This window comes from Paenarthrobacter aurescens, assembly GCF_025421775.1.
GTDB classification, from domain to species: Bacteria; Actinomycetota; Actinomycetes; order Actinomycetales; family Micrococcaceae; genus Arthrobacter; species Arthrobacter aurescens_B.
In genome coordinates this window covers 149,190-169,425 of record NZ_JAOEFX010000011.1, presented here as the reverse complement: position 1 = coordinate 169,425, position 20,236 = coordinate 149,190, and the positions used below count along the sequence as shown (strand labels likewise).

Annotated in this window: 20 protein-coding genes; 4 read left to right on the top strand and 16 right to left on the bottom strand. The window is 63.4% G+C overall.

The genetic code is table 11. The annotated features are described in order from the left end of the window. Positions 1-5: 5 nt before the first annotated feature. From N7568_RS20780 to N7568_RS20745, 8 genes are all read right to left on the bottom strand, one after another. Complete coding sequence (locus N7568_RS20780) at positions 6-983, bottom strand: aldo/keto reductase (RefSeq protein WP_261611661.1); 978 nt, start codon at positions 981-983, stop codon at positions 6-8. Between the two features lie 65 nt (positions 984-1,048). Continuing rightward, on the bottom strand, positions 1,049-1,267 hold the full coding sequence (locus tag N7568_RS20775; protein ID WP_261611660.1) for a hypothetical protein: 219 nt from the start codon (positions 1,265-1,267) through the stop codon (positions 1,049-1,051). Between the two features lie 29 nt (positions 1,268-1,296). Next, on the bottom strand, positions 1,297-1,857 hold the full coding sequence (locus tag N7568_RS20770) for a hypothetical protein (protein ID WP_261611659.1): 561 nt from the start codon (positions 1,855-1,857) through the stop codon (positions 1,297-1,299). After that, positions 1,854-2,423, bottom strand: a complete 570-nt coding sequence (locus N7568_RS20765) for a DUF402 domain-containing protein (protein WP_261611658.1) — start codon at positions 2,421-2,423, stop codon at positions 1,854-1,856. Before N7568_RS20765 ends, N7568_RS20770 begins: the two co-directional genes overlap by 4 nt. Next, on the bottom strand, positions 2,420-4,393 hold the full coding sequence (gene dxs, locus N7568_RS20760) for a 1-deoxy-D-xylulose-5-phosphate synthase (RefSeq protein WP_261611657.1): 1,974 nt from the start codon (positions 4,391-4,393) through the stop codon (positions 2,420-2,422). Before dxs ends, N7568_RS20765 begins: the two co-directional genes overlap by 4 nt. 177 nt (positions 4,394-4,570) lie before the next feature. Continuing rightward, positions 4,571-7,378 (bottom strand): aconitate hydratase AcnA, encoded by a 2,808-nt coding sequence (gene acnA / locus N7568_RS20755; RefSeq protein WP_261611656.1) that lies wholly within the window; start codon positions 7,376-7,378, stop codon positions 4,571-4,573. 233 nt (positions 7,379-7,611) lie between these two features. Beyond that, complete coding sequence (locus N7568_RS20750; protein WP_261611655.1) at positions 7,612-8,985, bottom strand: class I SAM-dependent RNA methyltransferase; 1,374 nt, start codon at positions 8,983-8,985, stop codon at positions 7,612-7,614. Further along, positions 8,986-10,959 (bottom strand): APC family permease, encoded by a 1,974-nt coding sequence (locus tag N7568_RS20745; protein WP_261611654.1) that lies wholly within the window; start codon positions 10,957-10,959, stop codon positions 8,986-8,988. A 114-nt stretch (positions 10,960-11,073) separates the two neighbouring features. Between N7568_RS20745 and N7568_RS20740 the strand changes: the two genes are divergently transcribed. Both N7568_RS20740 and N7568_RS20735 read left to right on the top strand, forming a co-directional pair. Then, positions 11,074-11,745: a potassium channel family protein gene (locus N7568_RS20740; protein WP_261611653.1), complete on the top strand. Its 672-nt coding sequence runs from the start codon at positions 11,074-11,076 to the stop codon at positions 11,743-11,745. Continuing rightward, on the top strand, positions 11,745-12,482 hold the full coding sequence (locus N7568_RS20735) for a potassium channel family protein (RefSeq protein WP_261611652.1): 738 nt from the start codon (positions 11,745-11,747) through the stop codon (positions 12,480-12,482). Before N7568_RS20740 ends, N7568_RS20735 begins: the two co-directional genes overlap by 1 nt. On the opposite strand, the gene N7568_RS20730 is transcribed toward N7568_RS20735, so the two are convergent. The 4 genes from N7568_RS20730 to dut form a co-directional block, all read right to left on the bottom strand. Then, complete coding sequence (locus tag N7568_RS20730) at positions 12,449-13,228, bottom strand: DUF3159 domain-containing protein (RefSeq protein WP_261611651.1); 780 nt, start codon at positions 13,226-13,228, stop codon at positions 12,449-12,451. The two genes, N7568_RS20735 and N7568_RS20730, sit on opposite strands and share 34 nt — an antisense overlap. Next, positions 13,225-13,602: a hypothetical protein gene (locus N7568_RS20725; RefSeq protein WP_261611650.1), complete on the bottom strand. Its 378-nt coding sequence runs from the start codon at positions 13,600-13,602 to the stop codon at positions 13,225-13,227. The genes N7568_RS20730 and N7568_RS20725 overlap by 4 nt, the downstream gene beginning before the upstream one ends. Continuing rightward, positions 13,595-14,338, bottom strand: coding sequence for a DUF3710 domain-containing protein (locus tag N7568_RS20720; protein WP_261611649.1), 744 nt, complete (start codon positions 14,336-14,338; stop codon positions 13,595-13,597). Before N7568_RS20720 ends, N7568_RS20725 begins: the two co-directional genes overlap by 8 nt. A gap of 126 nt (positions 14,339-14,464) precedes the next feature. Continuing rightward, positions 14,465-14,995, bottom strand: a complete 531-nt coding sequence (dut, locus tag N7568_RS20715) for a dUTP diphosphatase (RefSeq protein ID WP_261611648.1) — start codon at positions 14,993-14,995, stop codon at positions 14,465-14,467. Between the two features lie 103 nt (positions 14,996-15,098). Between dut and N7568_RS20710 the strand changes: the two genes are divergently transcribed. Continuing rightward, positions 15,099-15,596, top strand: coding sequence for a DUF3093 domain-containing protein (locus tag N7568_RS20710; protein ID WP_261611647.1), 498 nt, complete (start codon positions 15,099-15,101; stop codon positions 15,594-15,596). A 40-nt stretch (positions 15,597-15,636) separates the two neighbouring features. On the opposite strand, the gene N7568_RS20705 is transcribed toward N7568_RS20710, so the two are convergent. Further along, positions 15,637-15,936, bottom strand: a complete 300-nt coding sequence (locus N7568_RS20705) for a DUF4193 domain-containing protein (RefSeq protein ID WP_261611646.1) — start codon at positions 15,934-15,936, stop codon at positions 15,637-15,639. 285 nt (positions 15,937-16,221) lie between these two features. On the opposite strand from N7568_RS20705, the gene sepH reads away from it, so the two are divergent. Next, positions 16,222-17,556, top strand: a complete 1,335-nt coding sequence (gene sepH / locus N7568_RS20700) for a septation protein SepH (RefSeq protein WP_261611645.1) — start codon at positions 16,222-16,224, stop codon at positions 17,554-17,556. Positions 17,557-17,565: 9 nt separating this feature from the next. Here sepH and N7568_RS20695 read toward each other — a convergent pair whose 3' ends face one another. Genes N7568_RS20695 through N7568_RS20685 form a run of 3 tightly spaced genes read right to left on the bottom strand, consistent with a single transcriptional unit; the run spans position 17,566 to position 20,232 of the window. Then, positions 17,566-18,288: a thymidine kinase gene (locus N7568_RS20695; RefSeq protein ID WP_261611644.1), complete on the bottom strand. Its 723-nt coding sequence runs from the start codon at positions 18,286-18,288 to the stop codon at positions 17,566-17,568. Further along, positions 18,281-19,510 (bottom strand): alkaline phosphatase family protein, encoded by a 1,230-nt coding sequence (locus N7568_RS20690; RefSeq protein ID WP_261611643.1) that lies wholly within the window; start codon positions 19,508-19,510, stop codon positions 18,281-18,283. Before N7568_RS20690 ends, N7568_RS20695 begins: the two co-directional genes overlap by 8 nt. Beyond that, positions 19,507-20,232 (bottom strand): DUF5998 family protein, encoded by a 726-nt coding sequence (locus N7568_RS20685; RefSeq protein ID WP_261611642.1) that lies wholly within the window; start codon positions 20,230-20,232, stop codon positions 19,507-19,509. The genes N7568_RS20690 and N7568_RS20685 overlap by 4 nt, the downstream gene beginning before the upstream one ends. Positions 20,233-20,236: the final 4 nt, after the last annotated feature.

Here is a 20,236-nt window from a genome sequence, read left to right as displayed (position 1 = left end):
ACAGACTAGAAGAGTGCGACCTTCGGTGCCCGGGGGAAGATGTCGTCCAGTTCTGCCCGGTCTTCCTGCGTCGGAACCCAGCACACAGCTTCAGCATTCTCGCGGATCTGCTCCGGACGCGTGGCACCGGCGATGACGCTGCCGACACCGGGCTGGGCGGCCAGCCAGGAGAAGGCCAACTGCAGCTCACTGATGTCCCGCTCCTTGGCGAACTGGCCGAAGCGGCCCAGCTGCTCCCAGTCGGCGTCATGCACCAGATTGGTACGGGTGTGGCTCAGCCGCGATCCTTGCGGGGCCTTGCCTTCGGAGTACTTACCGGTGAGCAGTCCGTTGGCCAGGGGGAAGTAAGGGAGCACGCCCAAGGAGAAGGCCCCCGCTGCTGGCAGTACTTCGAGCTCCGCCCGGCGGTCCAGCAGATTGTAATGGTTCTGCGTCGAGATGAATCGGGCACCCCCGGCATGGCGGCCGACATACTCAGCCTCGGCGATCTGCCAGCCGGCGAAGTTGGAGTGTCCGATGTAGCGAACCTTGCCACTGGTCACGAGGTCATCCAGGGCGGAGAGGGTCTCCTCGATGGGTGTCAGGGGGTCCGGGGTATGGAACTGGTAGAGATCGATCCATTCAGTATCCAAGCGCCGGAGCGATGCTTCTACGGCTTTCACGATGTATCGGCGCGAACCGCGGGCACCGAAGTCGTTGCCGTTGACGCCGTGCATGTCCATGCCAAACTTGGTACCGATGACGACGTCGTCGCGGCGGCCCTTCAGGGCTTTGCCCAGCATTGCCTCGCTGAGGCCCGGCTCGCGACCATAAATATCGGCAACGTCGAAGAAGGTCACTCCGGCGTCAAGCGCGGCGTGGACAACAGCGTCCGTGCCCTCCTGTGACTCTGTGGGTGTGTTGGCACGGCCCAGGTTGTTGCAGCCCAGCCCTACAGCTGAGACGGTCAGTCCGGAATGGCCAAGGCGTCGGTATTCAGTCATGAATTCACCCTATATCGGGCTGCGGCACGGATAGTAACCTCGGGCAACAAGGCCCGCGCCATCCGTCAGCGACCGCCGTACGCGATTCCCGATTCTTCCATGGCGTCCTCGAGTTGGGCGATGGCCACGGGGCCCATGCCGTGGAGCTTTGAGATTTCCACCTCGCCGAACTCCGCCAACTGCTCCAGCGTCTCAATCCCCTCATGCGCCAAGGCACGTCTCGCCGGTGCGGCGAGACCCTTGGGCAGGGGCGTGTGTCCGGGCCAATTACTCTTGGACGGCATGGGATACCTCCTGGTGCGTTGGGTGCTACTTAGAGAGTAAAGCCCACACCCTGCTTGGGCGAGTGCTTCACCCGGAATGCGGTGGGATCGCCGTGCGGCGCTGCAGCAATAGTGAGCTTGGTGAAGTCGAGGTCCTCACCACGAACACAGATCTTGATGGCATTGACGGCCTTGTTGACGTCCGGGCAGAGGCAGAAGATATTCAAATGCCCGTTGCCGATTTCCGACCGATCCACAATGCCAAGTCCACGCCAGGCCAACTCACCGGTGAGCGCTGCCTTCGCTTTCCGTTCAAGGTGCCGGTCACGTTCGGTGCCGTCCTTGGTCTTCAGCGCAATCTGGGCAACCACCCAAAACTGCTCGGACTCGGAAATTTCGGCGTACCCGTCCTCTTCGCATTGCGCAGCAAAGGCCGCCATCAACCCCTCTACCGAGGAGTCGTCGTCGACGTCTGTCTCATCCGTCTTGCTCTGGTGGCCCACAACGCCGTGGTTGATCACGAACTGCTGGTCCTCGTCGTCGTACCAGGCTTCCCGGAAGTGGAGGACTCCCTCTTCGTCCCGCTTGTACGTGCGAATAATGCCGCTCATGCTCGTCCTTTCCTGAACCATTCGGCACTGGTGCTGTTGGCGCCGGTGACGTCGAATGGTGCTTCCATGGCCACTACTGCCTCAAAAAGGGCCGCGCATTCTGTGCGCATAGCGTCCACTGTCTCGTCCGGGTAGCCCATGGCAACCCGGTGCTGCTCAAACTCGTCTTCATCGTCCACGAAGACGCCATGCTTGGTGGAGCGGATCACATCCAAGTCCATATCGATCATATGGAACTCCATAACGCCCGGCTTGATGGGGCTCCACCCATGGTCGGTGGCGAGGTCAACGTAGATACGGAAGTCCCCGGGGTAACTGTCGTCGTAGAACGTGGCCACGAACTCGCCGGTTCGCGGAACCAGCAGGATTGCATCCGAGGCAGTGTAGAAGGCCGCTCCCGGACGGGAGCAAAACTCCCCAGCACCCTGGAAAATCCACCAGCCGTGGATGTCTTCGCCAAGGTAGCGTCCTGGCACCACCCAATGGGCTTTGCCGTCCCATTTCCTGTTCCTCGACACGACGAGGTCGCCGGGCTGCAGTGAGCCCGGCCCGCGGAGATTCCTCACAACGTGGGCAGACTGCCGGTGGTGGGGTGATCCTGGCCCGGGAGGGGCCTCGCGAACGGGACCTTTGTCCCCAAAACCTGCGCTACGACGTCGTGCGTTATTTTCTGGGCAGTAAGACCCACGCGTTCCAGGACCTGGCTTCGGGAGCCGTGCACCAGGAACTCCACGGGCAAACCGACCTCGTTCAGGGCGGTGTCCACACCTGCGGCACGCATCTCCTGCCGGATGCGGGATCCGACGCCACCTGCCCGCACACCGTCCTCAATGCAGATCACCAAGCGGTGGCGGGCAGCAAGGGCGATGATCGACTTCCGGACGGGAAGCACCCAACGGGGATCCACCACCGTGGAGCTGATGCCTTGGGCACCCAAGCGGCCGGCCACATCGAGTGCGAGTTCCGACATTGCGCCGACGCTGACGATGAGGACGTCATTCTCGGTGGAACCTTCCGGGCGCCGCGCCAGGATATCCACCCCGTCGTGGAGCCGCTCGATGGCGTCCACCTCAGAACCGACGCTGCCTTTGGAGAACCTCACCACCGTGGGTGCATCATTGATGGCGACTGCCTCCCGCAGTTCCTCACGGAGCCTGGTGGCATCGCGGGGGGCCGCCAAGTGAAGGCCCGGCACGATCTGGACCATGGCCATGTCCCACATGCCATGGTGGCTGGGGCCATCAGGCCCGGTCACACCCGCGCGGTCCAGGACTATGGTGACGCCCGCCTTATGCAGCGCCACGTCCATGAGGAGCTGGTCAAAGGCCCGGTTCAGGAACGTCGCGTACACCGCGACGACGGGGTGCAGTCCGCCGAAGGCCATGCCCGCAGCGGACGTCAGGGCGTGCTGCTCTGCGATTCCGACATCGATGACGCGTTCCGGGTGCCGTTCGGCAAACTTGTGCAAGCCTACGGGGATGAGCATGGCGCCAGTGATGCCCACGATGTCCGGCCGCTCATCGGCAATGTCCGCGATCTCCTCCGCGAACACGGAGGTCCAGGACCTGGCCCCCGGCATTTCGGTGGACTCACCCGTTTCGGGGTCGATGATTCCTACCGCATGGAATTGGTCCGCCTCATTGGCGAGGGCCGGAGCATAGCCGTGGCCCTTCTCCGTCATGGCGTGCACAATCACCGGACCGCCGTACGCTTTGGCGGTGTTCAGCGCATTTTCCATGGCTTGGAGGCTGTGTCCGTCCACGGGACCGATGTACTTCATGCCGAGGTCCTCGAACATGCCCTGCGGGGCCCACCAGTCCTTGATGCCCTTTTTCATGGCGTGCAGGCTCTTATACGTGAACTGACCGGCAGGGCCGCCGTTCTGCAGCTTCTTCTTCCACCAGTCCAACATGCCCTCGTAGGCAGGGGCGGTACGCAGCGAGTCGATGGTGGGCCGCAGCGAGGCAAGATAGTCGGCGAAACCGCCCACCGTTGGTGCGTAGGATCGCCCGTTGTCATTGACGACAATGACCACACGGCGCCGCTTGTCAGCGGCAATGTTATTGATGGCTTCCCACGTCATGCCACCTGTCAGCGCGCCATCGCCAACGACGGCGACGACGAACCGGTCCCCCTCGCCGGTCAGCTGGCGTGCACGGGAAATTCCATCGGCCCAGGACAAGGAGGAGGACGCGTGCGAGCTCTCCACAATGTCGTGGGCGGACTCAGCACGATCCGGATATCCCGAGAGCCCCCCTTGCTGGCGAAGCGTGCTGAAGTCCTGGCGGCCCGTGAGGAGCTTGTGGACATAGGACTGGTGCCCGGTATCGAAGACGATGCTGTCCTGCGGGGACTCAAAGATCCGATGGACAGCCAGCGTGAGTTCAACGACGCCCAGGTTCGGGCCCAGGTGTCCACCCGTTGCAGCTACGTTGGTGATCAGGAATTCCCTGATTTCTCCAGCCAGTTGTTCCAGCTCCGTGCCGGACAGTTTGGCCAGGTCCCGTGGATCCTTGACGGTTTCCAAAAGTCCCAACGGCCCTCCTTAGGGTGAATGACGTGCTCGTTAACTTTAGCGCGTGCCCGGGGCCTGCGCGTTTCCCACCGCGATGATCCACATCGCGGCGGGACCCGGGACGCCAACAGCCCCGGCTGGTCAGGCGACCAGCCGGGGCTGTCTGGCATCTGAATCAACCGGAAACCGGCTGATTGGCTATGCGGAGATCTGGCGCAGAACGTACTGCAGGATGCCACCGTTGCGGTAGTAGTCCGCTTCACCCGGGGTATCGATGCGCAGAACCGCGTCGAAGGACTTGACGGTACCGTCCTCTGCCGTAGCCGTCACCTTGAGCGTCTTCGGCGTGGTGCCGTTGTTCAGCTCGGTGACGCCTTCAACTGCGAACGTTTCCGTACCGGTCAGGCCCAGGGTTGCTGCCGACTCACCCGCGGGGTACTGCAGCGGGAGGACGCCCATGCCAATCAGGTTGGAGCGGTGGATACGCTCGTAGCTTTCGGCGACGACGGCCTTGACACCCAAAAGTGCAGTGCCCTTGGCTGCCCAGTCACGGGACGAACCGGAACCGTATTCCTTGCCCGCCAGGACAACCAGCGGCGTTCCCGCGGCGTGGTAGTTCTGGGCGGCGTCGTAGACGTACGCCTGCGGTGCACCTTCCTGGCTGAAGTCGCGGGTGAAGCCACCTTCGACTCCGTCCAGGAGCTGGTTCTTGATGCGGATGTTGGCGAAGGTACCGCGGATCATGACTTCGTGGTTGCCACGGCGCGAACCGTAGGAGTTGAAGTCCTTGCGCTCCACGCCGTTGGCCAGGAGGTACTGGCCTGCAGGAGTGTCCGATTTGAAGGAACCGGCCGGAGAGATGTGGTCCGTGGTGACGGAATCGCCAAGCTTCAGGAGCACGCGGGCTCCGGAGATGTCCTTGACGGGATCCGGCTGTGCCTTCATGCCCTCGAAGTATGGGGGCTTCCGGACGTACGTGGAATCCTCGGCCCAGGCGAAGGTGTCACCGGCGGGCGTGTCGAGAGCCTTCCAGCGGTCGTCGCCGTCGAAGACGCCTTCGTAGCCCTTGGCGAACATGGCCTCATCGATGGAGGAGTCAATGACTTCCTGCACCTCGATGGGGTTCGGCCAGATGTCCTTGAGGAAGACCTCGTTGCCTTCGGAGTCGGTGCCCAGGGCGTCGGCGTCGAAGTCGAAGTCCATGGTGCCTGCCAGGGCGTAAGCGATGACCAGGGGCGGTGACGCCAGGTAGTTCATCTTCACGTCCGGGTTGATACGGCCTTCGAAGTTGCGGTTGCCCGAGAGGACTGCCGTCACGGAGAGGTCGTTGGCCTGGATTGCCTCGGAAATTTCCGGCTCAAGCGGGCCGGAGTTGCCGATGCAGGTGGCGCAACCGTAACCCACAATGTAGAAGCCGAGCTTCTCCAGGTACGGGGTCAGGCCGGACTTTTCGTAGTAGTCCGTGACGACCTTGGAGCCGGGGGCTACGGAAGTCTTGACCCACGGCTTGGAGGTGAGGCCCTTGTCGACGGCGTTGCGTGCCAGGAGGGCGGCAGCCAGCATGACGGAGGGGTTGGACGTGTTGGTGCAGGACGTGATCGATGCGATCGACACTGCGCCGTGGTCCAACTCGAATTCGCGGCCGTCGGCGGTCTTGACCTGCACCGGCGACGACGGGCGGCCGTACGCACCGTTGGCGGCCGACGCAGCGCGTGCGGTCTCCGTGGTGTGCGAGTCGGCGTGCGTGAAGGACGGCGAATCAGAAGCAGGGAACGACTCGTCCAAGGCCTCGTCCACGCTGCCGTCTTCAATGGAGACGTAGTTGTGGATGTCCTTGCGGAACTGTTCCTTCGCATCCGTGAGCTCGATGCGGTCCTGCGGACGCTTCGGGCCGGAAATGGACGGAACAACCGTGGACAGGTCCAGCTCAAGGAACTCGGAGAACCGCAGTTCACGGGAAGGATCGTGCCAGAGGCCCTGTTCCTTGCTGTATGCCTCGACCAACGCCACGTTCTCCTGGGAACGGCCGGTCAGGCGCAGGTAGTCCAGGGTCACGTCGTCGATCGGGAACATGGCAGCCGTGGAACCGAATTCCGGGCTCATGTTGCCGATGGTGGCGCGGTTGGCCAGCGGCACGGCAGCGACGCCTTCACCGTAGAACTCAACGAACTTGCCAACAACACCGTGCTTGCGCAGCATTTCGGTGATGGTCAGGACCACGTCGGTGGCGGTGGCGCCGGCCGGGATGCTGCCGCTGAGCTTGAAGCCAACAACGCGGGGAATCAGCATGGAGACGGGCTGGCCGAGCATGGCTGCCTCGGCTTCGATTCCGCCAACGCCCCAACCCAGGATGCCCAGGCCGTTGACCATGGTGGTGTGCGAGTCGGTGCCAACACAGGTGTCGGGGTAGGCACGCAGAACGCCGTCTACCTCACGGGTCATGACGGTGCGTGCCAAGTACTCAATGTTGACCTGGTGAACGATGCCGGTGCCCGGGGGGACAACCTTGAAGTCGTCGAACGCGGTCTGGCCCCAGCGAAGGAACTGGTAGCGCTCACCATTGCGCTGGTATTCGATCTCCATGTTGCGCTCCAGCGCGCCGGAGTTACCGAAGGCGTCGATCTGGACGGAGTGGTCGATGACCATTTCCGCAGGTGCCAACGGGTTGACGCGCTTGGGGTCGCCACCGAGTTCCTTGACGGCTTCACGCATGGTGGCGAGGTCAACGACGCAGGGAACACCAGTGAAGTCCTGCATGATGACTCGCGCCGGGGTGAACTGGATTTCCGTGTCGGGTTCCGCGTTGGGATCCCAACCGGCCAGGGCGCGGACATGGTCCGCCGTAATATTGGCGCCATCCTCAGTCCGCAGGAGGTTTTCAAGCAATACCTTAAGGCTGAACGGAAGGCTGTCTGCGCCCTCTACGGAGTTCAACCGGAAAATTTCATAATCGGTGCCGGCTACATTCAGTACGCCTTTGGAACCGAAGCTGTCCACAGTGCTCATGGCAGGACTCCTCTCGCAACAGTTTCATCTTTGTCGCGTGGTTGGCCGCTAGCCAGTTAGGCGCACCTTACTTAGCCGGGCGGCATCTCTCTTGGTCACCCCGGTCCGAGGGGTTGATTCCTGCGGAGCGGGGCTACTACGCCCATCGTAGTGGCATACATCCCAAGAGTGGCACGCTGCCGCCCAAAGCCAGTGCTGCCCGCCGCCCCACAGCGGGCGGGCAGCACCCGTGGCTAAGCGGAAGGGACGATGAGGCCCACGGTTTCAAGGTGGTGGGTGTTGGGGTAAAGATCGAAAGCACGCAGCGACTCCAGCCGCCAGCCGCCCTGATGGAAGTAACCCAGATCACGCGCAAATGATGCGGGATCGCAGGACACATAGGCGATTGCCCGGGGACCAGTGGCCATCAATTGCTTGACCACGGCCTTGCCGGCTCCGGCGCGCGGCGGATCCAGCACCACGGAATCAAAACTCCGGGCGCGTTGGTGAAGTACGCGTTCCACCCGCCCTTGGACAATTTCCACCTGCGGTTGGCCATGCAGGTTTTTGCGGGCGTCGCGGCTGGTGCCTGGCGCCCCCTCCACCGAAAGCACCGAGCCAGTCACTCCGACGGCGTCCGCCAACGGTGCCGTAAACAGCCCGGCGCCAGCGTAGAGATCGGCAACTGCGGCGCCGGGTTGCAAGTACCCGCCGCCTGAAAGATAGTCCGTTACAGCGCCAACCAGCGTGTCCGGAGCATCCTTGTGGATTTGCCAGAAGCCCTCACCTGTCACGCGGTATTCATGGCCGGCCGCGCTTTCCTGGACCCAGGTCCTCCCCCGCAGCTGCAAGACCTCGCCCTTGCTGGGATCAAAGCTCGCTACCGAGACGTCGTGGGGCAACTGCGAAAGGATACTGTGCAGTCTCTTCGGACTTGTGGACTCTTCCGGGGCCAGCAGAATCAGGGGCCGGGAGCCGTTGGCAGGCACGGCGACCTCCACGCGTGCGATGCCGGACAGGTCCAGGTCCCACAGCTTCAGCCCGTTGACGCCCGGAAGCGCCAGCGGCATCTCCTTGATGGGAAGCACGACGTCGGAACGGTGGGCATGCATGCCCAAGCGCCCCTTGGTGGTGACGGCGAAGCCGGCGCGCGTGCGCCAGCCGAGGCCGCCGTCGTGGTTGTCCCCCACGGCTTCGACCTCAGTGGTGAGGTCCAGGCCCGCAAGCCGCTTGAGCTGTTCGGTCAGCACCTCCCCCTTCAGCGCGCGTTGGCGCTGCAGCGAAATGTGCCCCAGCTCCGCACCGCCAACGGGCGGTCCGCCGCGGCCCCAGGCGGCCAACGAGTCCGCCGGCTTCCAAAAGTGCGGAACGCGGTCAGGCGAGGCTTCAAGGACCTCGACGACGTCGGCGCGCCAGAAGCGCGACGAGTCACCGGAGTCGGTCAACCGGATGCGGGCTTTCTCCCCCGGGATGGCGTGACGGACGAAGATGACGCGCCCTTCGTGCCGCGTGACGAAGTGCCCGCCGTGCGCGATGGGCCCAATGTCCACGACAAGTTCAGTACCGGCTCCACCTTGGTTTTCGCTGGCAGGGAGTCCGGCTTGGGGGGAATTGCTGTGGGTGGTCATTTAGGTATCCTGCAGTGCCTTTGCTTCTTCGGACGATTTCAGCTGCCACGGAACGCTGGCAACCATGACTCCAGGTTCAAAGTGGAGCCTCGTCTTGATTCTGAGTGCTGTCTGGTTATGGACCAGCTGTTCCCACCATTTGCCCACCACGTATTCGGGGATGTAGACCACGATGAGGTCACGGGGTGAGTCACGGCGCATGTTCTTGATGTAGTCCATGATGGGGGTTACGGTCTCGCGGTAGGGGCTGGCCAACACGGTCAGGGGAACGGGAATCTCCAGTTTCTCCCAATCGTGGACGGTCTGGGCTGTCTCTTCGGAACTGATGTCCACGGTCACTGCATCCAGGCGTGAAGGCCGCGATGCCCGCGCATATGCCAGTGCCCGCAGGACCGGCTTGCGTACATGTGACACCAGCAGAACCGCATGGACCCTGGTGGGGAGTGCACGCGGAGAGGAGTCCTCATCCACGGCAAGCTCCTTGGCCACGTTGTCATAGTGGGCCCGGATGCTCCACATAATGAGGAAGAGCACGAACATGGCCAGCAGGGCTATCCAGGCTCCCTGCTCAAACTTGGTGACAAGGACGATAACGAGGACCAGGGCGGTCATCCCGAAACCCAGCATATTGATGGTGCGCGACTTGATGATCCGGCGGCGGACAGTCTTGTCCCTGGCCAGTTTCAGTTCGCGTCCCCAGTGCCGGATCATGCCGAGCTGGCTGGCCGTGAACGAAATAAAGACGCCCACGATGTAGAGCTGGATCAGCTTGGTCACGTCTGCGTTGAACGCGAGGATCAGGACAAGGGCGCCGGCGGCCAGTGCCAGGACGCCGTTGCTGAAAGCGAGCCGGTCGCCGCGGGTACGGAGTTGACGGGGAAGGTAGCCATCCTGGGCGAGGATGGAACCCAGGACCGGGAAACCGTTGAAGGCCGTATTGGAAGCGAACACCAGGATGACGCCCGTGGCAGCAACCACGACGTAGAAAAGGATGGAGCCGGACCCGAAGATTGTGTCGGCAATCTGACTGATGGCTGGAGTCTGGATATACCCCTCCGGAAGGGGCTTGCCGTCTACCAGGAACTCCCGGGCGGGGTCCAGGACGATGTGCACTTTGGTGGCGTTGGCCAAGTAGAGGATTCCCGCCAACATGGAGGCGGCAATAACACCAAGCAGCAGCAAAGTAGTGGCCGCATTCTTGCTCTTCGGCTTCTTGAAATTGGGCACGCCGTTACTGATTGCTTCAACACCAGTCAGTGCGGCGGCCCCTGAGGAAAAGGCCCGGAGGAGCAGGAATGCCCCAGCGAGCCCCACCAGGCCTTCATCAAATCCGGGCTCCGGGACGATGGTGAAATTGGCGGACGGCGCCTCCCCCAAGGTTCCCGTGGCGGCCTGGAAGATGCCCACCGCGGTCATGCCGAGGATCGAGGCCATGAAGATATACGTCGGAATGGCGAAGACCGTCCCGGCTTCCTTGACGCCCCGAAGGTTTACCAGCGCGAGGATGATGACACCCACGGTGGCGATCAGTGCCTGCTGGCCATGCAACGACGGGATGGCTGTAGTGAGATACGTGGCGGCCGATGACATGGACACAGCAACCGTGAGCACGTAGTCCACCAGCAGGGCAGAAGCCACCGTGAGTCCGGCGTATTTGCCGAGGTTGACGTTTGCAATCTCATAGTCGCCACCGCCGGACGGATAGGCGTGGACATTCTGCCGGTAGGACGCCACCACTGTGAGCAAAACCACCATGACAGCCAGGCCTACAAGCGGTGAAAACGCCACAGCGCTGACACCGGCGAGAGCCAGTGTCAGCAGGATTTCGTCAGGAGCATAGGCCACAGAAGACAGGGCGTCCGAGGCGAAGATCGGCAAAGCGATGCGTTTGGGCAACAAGGTGTGGGACAGGCGGTCATTCCGGACTGGACGGCCCACCAACACCCGCTTCGCGGCATTCAAAATTGTCAGCACTCCGCAAAGCTACTCTGAATCCCCAGCGATGTCATGACGGTTGTCGCGGGCTTGGCCGCACTGCAACGGTAAAGTCATACCGAGCGGGACGGACTACACACATAAGGAGACACGGTGGCTCACTTCGTGATCATGGGTTGCGGCCGTGTTGGCGCAACCTTGGCACACACTTTGGAGGATGCGGGCCACTCGGTCGCCATCATCGACCAGGACGAACGGGCCTTCCGCCGGTTGCGCAACACGTTCACGGGACGCAAAGTCACCGGAGTCGGCTTCGATCGGGACACTCTCAAGCAGGCCGGCGTGGAAGAGGCATACGCCTTCGCCGCTGTCTCCAGCGGCGACAACTCGAACATCCTGGCCACCCGCGTGGCCCGCGAGACGTTCCATGTATCCCATGTGGTGGCGCGGATCTACGATCCCGGCCGCGCCGAAATCTATCAGCGGCTCGGTATCCCCACAGTGGCAGCAGTACGCTGGAGCGCTGACCAGGTCCTCCGCCGCATTCTTCCCGAACAGCACCTGGCCGGTGACTACCGCGAGCCCTCCGGCCGCCTGGTGCTGGCCGAAGTGGACCTGCACGAGGACTGGATCGGACACAGCCTTGATTCCATCGAGGCCGCCTCCGGAATCCGCATCGCCTTCCTCACCCGCTTCGGTGAGGGCTTGCTGCCCCAGTCCGGAACGGCCTACCAGGAGGGCGACACGGTTCATGCGATGTTGAGCCTGGATCGAACGTCCGAGATCAGCCGGATCCTCGCCAAAGCACCCGCCAAGGAGTCTTAGTGAAAGTTGTTATCGTTGGCGCAGGCAGCGTCGGCTCATCCATTGCGCGTGAGCTCCTGGCCCACAAACACCAAATCCTGCTCATTGATCTGAAGCCTGAGGTCATCGGCCGCAGCGGTCTTCGAGGTGCCCGCTGGCTGGTGGGTGACGCCTGCGAACTCAGTACCCTGCAGGACGCAAAACTGGAGGACGCCGACGTCGTGGTTTCCGCCACTGGAGACGACAAGGTCAATCTGGTGGTGTCCTTGCTTGCCAAGACGGAATTTGGCGTGGGGCGCACTGTCGGGCGCGTCAACAACCCCAAGAACGACTGGATGTTCAATGATTCCTGGGGCGTCGACGTCGCGGTCAACACCCCGCAACTGATGACGGCACTGGTGGAAGAAGCCGTTGAGATCGGTGACATCGTCCGTCTGCTGACCCTGCAGACCGGCGTGGCATCGATCGTGGAGTTCACCGTCCCACATGATTCACATGTCATTGGAAGCACGGTGGGCGGGATCGACTGGCCGGAGGACGCCACCTTGGTTGCCATCTTGCGGGACCAGGCCCCCATCACCCCCACCCGCGACGACGTCCTGGACGGCGGTGACGAACTCTTCTTCGTCACCACCATCGCGGCCGAGGACGGACTGAGGGCCCTGCTGTCACCGGCTTCCGACGACGGCCAGGAACCTCGTGAGGGGGCGCCGGATGCCGCCGATCATTCCGCTGAAGACGACGGCTTCGACGGCTGAGATGCGGGCTTGGTCACCAACCAGGCCACCCAGAGGCCCAGGATGTACAGCGGGGCGCCCATCAGGAGCCTGGTGGTCGCCAACGCTGTCAGGCCTGGCTCACCCATGAAGTACAACGGCACCTGCACCACCAGGCGCAATGCCAGCACCGCCACCACGATCCACGTGCCCAGTTTGTAAGCCCGGAGTCTTTCCGGATCCTTCCGCCACTCAAGTCCCTCGTTGCGGACGAAGCCGAAGAGCAGGCCGGCTATGGGCCACTTGAGTGCGATGGACAACACCATGGCGGCAATGTAGGCGAGGTTGGTGAAGAAGCCCAGTACGTAGAAGTCCTCGGCCTTCCCCGTGGTGTTTGCCAGCCAGGCAGAGATCCCGACTCCCACCACACCGGCCAGGGCCTGGGTTAACGGCCGCCGTTGAATCAGGCGGACAACTGTGAAGATGGCTGCAGCAGCCAGAGCCGCGACCAGGGCGGGCGTCAGGTCACGCGTGACGGTGAACGCCACCAGGAATACCAGGCCCGGAAGGATACTCTCGGCGATGCCTTGCCATCCGCCCGCTGACTTCAGCATGTCCACGTGCCCCGCGCTGTTCCGGTGGAGGCCTGCCTTTTCGGCGTATCCGGCTGCGAGATCCGACATGCTGGGACCTTCCACACCAGGTTTTGGCGCATCCACCGTCGCTTCGGTGTCGTGGGGCGCAGCGCGCCCAGTGTCCTTCGGTTCCGGTCCGTTGGCCACGGTCATAGATGCTCCTGACGGGAAAGTATTTCGTAGCGTGGATTGAACATGGCCGGGAGGCCGTCGAGTTGGGTCACCATGCCGTTGAGGCGAAGTTGCACCCCGGCTTCGATGCCAGGAACGCGCGTCCGGCCGAGCCAAATCACGCGGAGTCGATCGTAGGGCTTCCTGAGGCCGCCGGCACTGGCGGTCGACTGCGTCCCGGGAAGCAGGGTATCGACCACCACAGCAGAGAAGAACGGCTGTTCGCTGGGCGGCTGGTGAGTGACCGATTCGATGAATCCGGTGCATACCGCCCTGCCCCGGGCAGGAAGATCACGAATTCCGTGCCCTGGGGGCCGTTGGCCGGCCACTCCGCTGTGACCCGAAGAGTCAGCCAATCTGGGTGATCTCCGGCCCTCGCTCCGGCTGCTGCATAGCGGAGGCTTCCTGCGGGACGCCGGCCTGTCCGGGCACCGCGGCATCCTTGGGCAAGCGCAGCTGCAGCAGTTCACGGGGAGGCATCGGGTTGTCGCCGCGGACCACCACCACCCGGCGGAAGAGTTCTTCCAGTCCTGCTGCGGCTTCACGCTCCAACGCGGCCTGCCCACCGAGGACGCCACGGAGGAACCACCGGGGACCGTCGACGCCCATGAACCGGGCTGCCCGGAAGCCGCGACTGCCGTCAGCCGCCTCAGCTGGCAGCTTCGCGACCAGCTCCGTACCGAAGGCTCCGGAAACCTCTTCGGTTTCCCCGCCCTGGCTCGCCACGGACTGGTTGATCTGCTCCCGGATCTCGTCCCACAAGCCTTCGGAACGGGGAGCTGCGAATGCCTGCAGTTGGAGGCTGGAACCGTTCAGGTCCATGGTCACGGCTACTACGCGCTGCGTGGCTTCTTCCACCTCGAGCCTCAGCTGGAGACCTTCGGCCGGAGCGATCAGGAGAGCACCGAGGTCAACATAGCCGTCACGGTCCTCGATTTCATCTATATCCAAAGGGCCTTTGCCAAGACGGAAATCGCCGGGTGCACCGGCATGGTCCTGTGCAGAACCTGGCGCCTCAGCACCGGACTCCTCCACGGTGCCGGCGGTTTCCGACTGCTCGTCCTTGGACTTCTTGCCGCGCCCAAAAAGCATTGGGTTTTCTCCTTAGTAGTGGTCTATCCCCAAGTAAACCGCAACCACGTTGAACCACGTAAAACCACGTCAATACGTCAGACGCAGGTCTCCGATGCCACGCCAGGTTCAGTGGTTTGATGAGGCCTACGGGGCGTTGAAGCCGCCGGTAGACCCGAAGCCGCCGGTTCCCCGGACAGAATCGGACAGTTGGTCAACGGTCACGAACCGCGCGTATTCAACGCGCTGAATCACCATTTGTGCAATTCTATCGCCGCGCTTGAGGTCAATGGCATGGTTTTGGTCGGTGTTCAGCAGCGTAACGGCGATTTCACCACGGTATCCCGCGTCCACGGTGCCCGGTGCGTTCACCACAGTGAGTCCGTGCTTGGTGGCCAGGCCGGAGCGCGGGTGGATCAGCGCCACGAATCCGTTCGGGAGTGCAATGGAGACGCCAGTGGGAACGAGTCTCCGCTCGCCTGGGGCGAGGTGCACATCCTCACGGGCGCGGAGGTCAGCGCCGGCATCGCCCGGGTGCGCGTAGGACGGCGCTTCCAACCCGGCGTCGAGCATTTTCAGCTGCACCACCAAGGTGGGGGCGCCGTAGGCGGGAGTGTCACCATCGTCCGCGGCTGCAGGGGTGGCGTCTGTACTGAATACTGCGGTCTCGTTGCTCACAGTGGTCCATTCTACGGGGAGCCGCTGCGTGCCGGCCCGGGGACAGCCACCTCCATGGTCCACATGGGCCAACCGGCAGTCCAACGCCCGATAAGCTGGAGGCATGCCTACGCCTGACCAGTCCTCCCCTGTGCCTGCCCGGAACACCCCCTCGCCTTCCGAGGTCCTGTACACCGAGAAGCTTTGGCCGTCAGTGTGGATATGGATTGTGGTTGTTGGCCTGTCCGGTGCAGGCGTCCTGATGTTTGGTCCCATCAGCGCGGCCACCGGCATCATCGCCGCCTTGGTCCTGCTGGCCATCATGACCATCATGTTGGTGCTGTCCACTCCCACGATCACCGTCACACCGGACACTGTTCGGGTGGGCCGTGCGAGTATCGACCGCAAATTCGTGGGTTCCGTACAGGCTTTCAAGAAAGCGGAGGCCACGGCTGAACGTGGCCCCCGCCTCAACGGACTGGCATACATGTGCTTCCGTGGCTGGATCGACCCCGTGGTCAAGATTGAGATCACTGACCCGGCAGACCGGACTCCCTACTGGCTGGCATCGTCCCGGAGGCCGGACGAGCTTGTTTCAGCCTTGACCGCTCCCCGCAGTTAGGTGCCTTGGGCGGGAATTCCCCGCCTGACCACTGATGCGCCTAGCTCTCGCATTCCGTGCAATAAAGGTGGCCGTCCCTCTGCGCGGCGATCTGGGACCTGTGCTTGACCAGGAAACAGTTGAAACAGGTGAATTCGTCAGCCTGCGGTGGCATGACCTGAATCAGGAGCTCTTCTCCGGAAAGATCCGCTCCGGGCAACTCAAAGCCGTCGGCAAGGTCGGTCTCATCGACGTCCACCGCGGAGGATTGCTTCCCCGACTGGCGCGTCTTGAGTTCCTCCAGGGAATCCTCACTGACGTCTTCCTCGGTCTTTCGAGGGGCATCGTAATCGGTGGCCATGATCCTTCTTCATCCTCCATACGTGCTGCGGGTGGCCCGGCCTGACGGGATCATCCGCCGCCGGTGTAAGGGTGCAACGCCGTGCGCCCGGGATTTGTGCCCGATATCGGCCAGATTGTCCTCCCCCGGTCCGTGAAAGTCCATAGACGCCGACTTGGCGCGAAAGGACACCGGATCAGGCCGGTTTCGCCGGAATATCACGGCACGCCCTTGCTCATAGTAGGAAAAGGCGGCGCCGGGTGGCAGAGTTTCGAATGTCAGTTATGCCATGTGGTGGAGGGTGTTATGCAGGATCTACGACTGGTAGGCGTCCACGACGACGGCGGGCATCTGCTCTTGAGCGGGCCCGGCGGTGCGATGTTCCAGCTTCCGATCGACGAGGCCTTGAGGGCCGCGGCGAGCCGGACCCCTGCCCAGGTGGCGGCCCGCGCCTCCAACACACCCATCGCCATGTCGCCCAGGGACATCCAGTCCCGGATCCGCAGCGGCGCCACCGCAGCAGAAGTGGCGGAGCTTTCCGGCCTCCCTTTGGCCAATGTGCAGCGCTACGAGGGCCCCGTCCTCGCCGAGCGGGAGTACGTGGCCAGGCAGGCCCGGAACATCGAGGTTGCCTCTCCAGCTCCCGGCCACGACATCTACCGCTCCGCTTTCGGCGACAACCCGGCAACGCTGGGTGAGATGGTCGACCACAGGCTCGCGGCCCACGGCATCGATTCCTCCACCGTCGAGTGGGACTCGTGGCGCCGTCCGGACGGTTCCTGGACCGTCGTCGCACGCTTCGAAACGGTGCCGGGCACCCACGGCAGCATCGGCGAGGAACCTCCCGCGATGTGGACCTTCAGCCCCCAGCGCAAGTCATTGCAGAACGCCAACCGCTGGGCCCAGCAGCTCAGTGAACTCGAACCGATGGACGGGCCGGTCCCGGCCCGAAGGCTTGCTGCCGTCTCGGACCGGCCCTTCGATTTTGAGACCGACGCCGAAACGGCCGCCCGTGCCTCCGCGAAGGAATCGGACAGCCTTCTGGAGATGCTCCGGTCACGTCGTGGCCAGCGCCTGGGAGTGGACGAGGACGGCGACGATGCCTTGGCTGTGCTGCTGAGCAACGTTCCCGCAGCCCACCCGCGGCCCGGTGAGGAACCGGACGAAGACCCTGAAGAACCCGCCCTCCCCGCTGCCGAGCCTGCCTCTCCTGCCGCCGACGAACCGGCACGCAAGGACGGGCGGCCCTCGATGCTGTCACGGCTGAGCCTGGCACCCCGGCATTTCGAGTCCAACGATGAAGACGATGACGCACTGAAGCTTCACAACGGCGTCAGCACGGAGACACGCGAGATCACGGTGGTAGCCAGCCCGCTTCGGCCTGTCACGTCCTTGACGGGCCGTAAGCCCGCAGGCCTCGACGAACTTCTGGGTGGAAGCAGCACTCCGCGGGCAGACACCGGATCACCCCGGGAAGAAGCTGCGCCGGAAAGCCACAAGGAAGACACCCCGGCTGACGGTTCCAAGGACGCCGAGGCGCACCGGGACGTTGATGCCCCAGCTGAACGCCAGCCGTCGCGGCCCAAGAGGTCCAGCATCCCCAGCTGGGACGAGATTGTCTTTGGTGCACGCGGGGACTAGGTCCGCAGCCTACCTGCGCTGAAGTTCCCCTGCACCTGGCCACAGGCAGGCATCGATGTCGAAGGGCAGCGGCTGGTCTGCGCCTGCCATCAGGTTGGCTCCGTGGGCCGTGACCCGCCGCATGTAGTGGCGCCGGCACAGGGTCTCGTAGCCCACCACGCCCGCAGTGCTTGCATCAGCCGTGTCATCGCCACTGGTGCTGGCGGCTACGTCACCCACCATCACCTGTTCGCCTTCCACCACCATGATGCCGTTCAATGTACGGGCGTTCTGGGTTGCGCGGCGGCCGCACCAGCACAAAGCTTCCACCTGCAGCACCTGCACCTTATCGGCGAGCTCAATGAGCCGCTGGGAGCCGGGAAACAGCCGGGTGCGGAAGTCGGACGTGATGCCGAAAGCGAAGACGTCCACGTCCATCTCGTCCACGACGCGGGCCAGCTGCTCCACTTGCGACGGCGTATAGAACTGGGCTTCATCACATATGAGGTAGTCCACGCGGAGTCCGCTGGTCCGCCGGACCACAACTTCGTCCCAGAAATCGGTGCCGGCTTCCACCTCCACGGCGTCCGTTCGGAGGCCGAGCCTGCTGGAGATTGTTGAGTCCCCGGCACGGTCATTACAACTGAAGCGGACGCCCCCACGGCCACGGGCGCGGTGGTTGTGGTCCATCTGGAGGGCAAGGGTGGATTTGCCACAGTCCATGGTCCCTGAGAAAAAGACCAGCTCAGCCACGTTTGCCCTTCCTGCCAGCGGCGGCGAAGCACAACAGCGGTACTTCCCGCTCGGCTTTGGTCAGCGAGCCATGCTGGCCCACCACCTCCAGTGAGGCAGGGCGGGCACGGCGGGTGTCATAAAGGGCAAGGGTGTCGCGAGCGGCGATCATGACGTCGCCGATGCGGGGAGCCACCTCGGGACGGACCTCACCGAACAACCCTGCGTCCACGGCCTGGTCCCGGGTGAATGCCCAGATCCGTTCACCAAAACGGCGACGCCAGGCAGCAATGAGGGCATCGCGGTGCACCTCGGTGGTGTCCGGCTCAAGGTAGAGGTGCACCATCCGCGGCTCCCCTGCCGTGTGCCGAACGCCGGCCACCAACGATTCATCAGTGGAGTAGTCAATCCGCTGGGATTCGGGAACATCCAACATGCCGTGGTCACCAGTCAGCAGAATGGTGGTCCCGGCCGGCAGTGTTGCGGAGAGCCTCTTGACGGTGGAGTCGAGCTCCTCAAGCTGGTGCTCCCAACGGTCCGACTGGCAGCCGTAGCGGTGGCCTGCTTTATCGAGTTCGTTGACGTAGAAGTACATCAACGAGCGACCACCACCGGACATCGCCTCCGCGGCTGCGGCTGTACGCGCATGCAGGGTGGTTCCGCCAACGAACCGGCTCCCCCTGAGGGCTGCCTGTGTCATCGGGGAATTGCCGAACTGCGGCAGGCTGACGGTCACGACATCCAGCTCCGCAGCCAGGTGTTCAAAGACGGTTGCGTGGGGTTGCCACTGTGCTGGGTCCACCTGCGGATCCCAGTTGCCCAGAAGGTTCACTACCTTGTCCTGCGCCGGGTCAAGGACGTCGTAACCCACCATTCCATGCTGTCCGGCAGGCAAACCGGTGCCAAGGCTCGCGAGGGACGCTGCTGTAGTACTGGGGAAGGCGGAGTCGATCCATTTCGGGACGTTTCGCTGTCCGTCGGCAAGTACTGAACGGAGGAAGGGGGTGTGGGAGACCTTCTGCTTCAGCAGGTTCCGGCCCAAGCCATCGGCGAGGACGACACAGACACGCTGCGCGGGCGGCAGCTGAAGATGGTTGGTGTAGCCGGGTACGCCGAGGGCTGCGGCGGAACTCGTGAAAACCTCAGCGATCGATTTGCTGCCGAAAAGCGGTGCCGAAGGTACATCGGCTGTGGGGTGCGTCCCGGACGGCAAGCCACTGTGGTCCTGTGCGCTCTCCCTCAACGCTGGTGTCCGCGGCTCAGGCGGTTGCTGAAGACGCCCGAACGCGGTCTGGGAGCGGGGATGCTGGGGTGCTGGACCGGGGCAGGGTTGCCGGTGTTGACAGCCCGCAGTGCACGGGCAAAGAGCTTCGCGTCCTGGACCGCTTGCAACCCGTCCGCCTCGGCACTGATGCGCAGCACAATGTCTTCCTGGGCGATGGTTCCGCTATAGCCGTGATCGGCCTCGCACTGCGGGTCCCCGCAACTCGCCGGCCCCATGTCCAGGCGCTGTCCGCCGGACCACGCAATGGATACAGTCAGCTCCCGAACGGGATCAGAGGGCTTGTAGTCCTGGGGTTGGGAGTACATGTAGCTGAGGACCACCGAGCGGATCTGCGCTACCGGAACCGACTCAGTGGAGATCTGGGCGACGATCTGCTCGCCCGCTTCGTCCAACTGTTGGTCGTCAACGTGGGTGATCACCAGCATGTCTTCGGTCAGCACCAGCACCGTGATGTGCCTGCGGACCTCGGCACGGTCAAAGTGCGTCTCCAGGTGCACCAGGTGGGACAGGCACTCCCGGCCATCCAGTGCGTCATCCACCACATCGGCCACCAATCGCGGGTAGAAACCCGCCTGCTGCAGCGCCTGGTCCAGGCTTTGCCCCTGCGAGCTGTGGTTATGCGCGGTGTGGTGCCCGGTATTGGACGGGCGGGATTGAGGCGTCGGAGACTGGGTGCTCATTCCC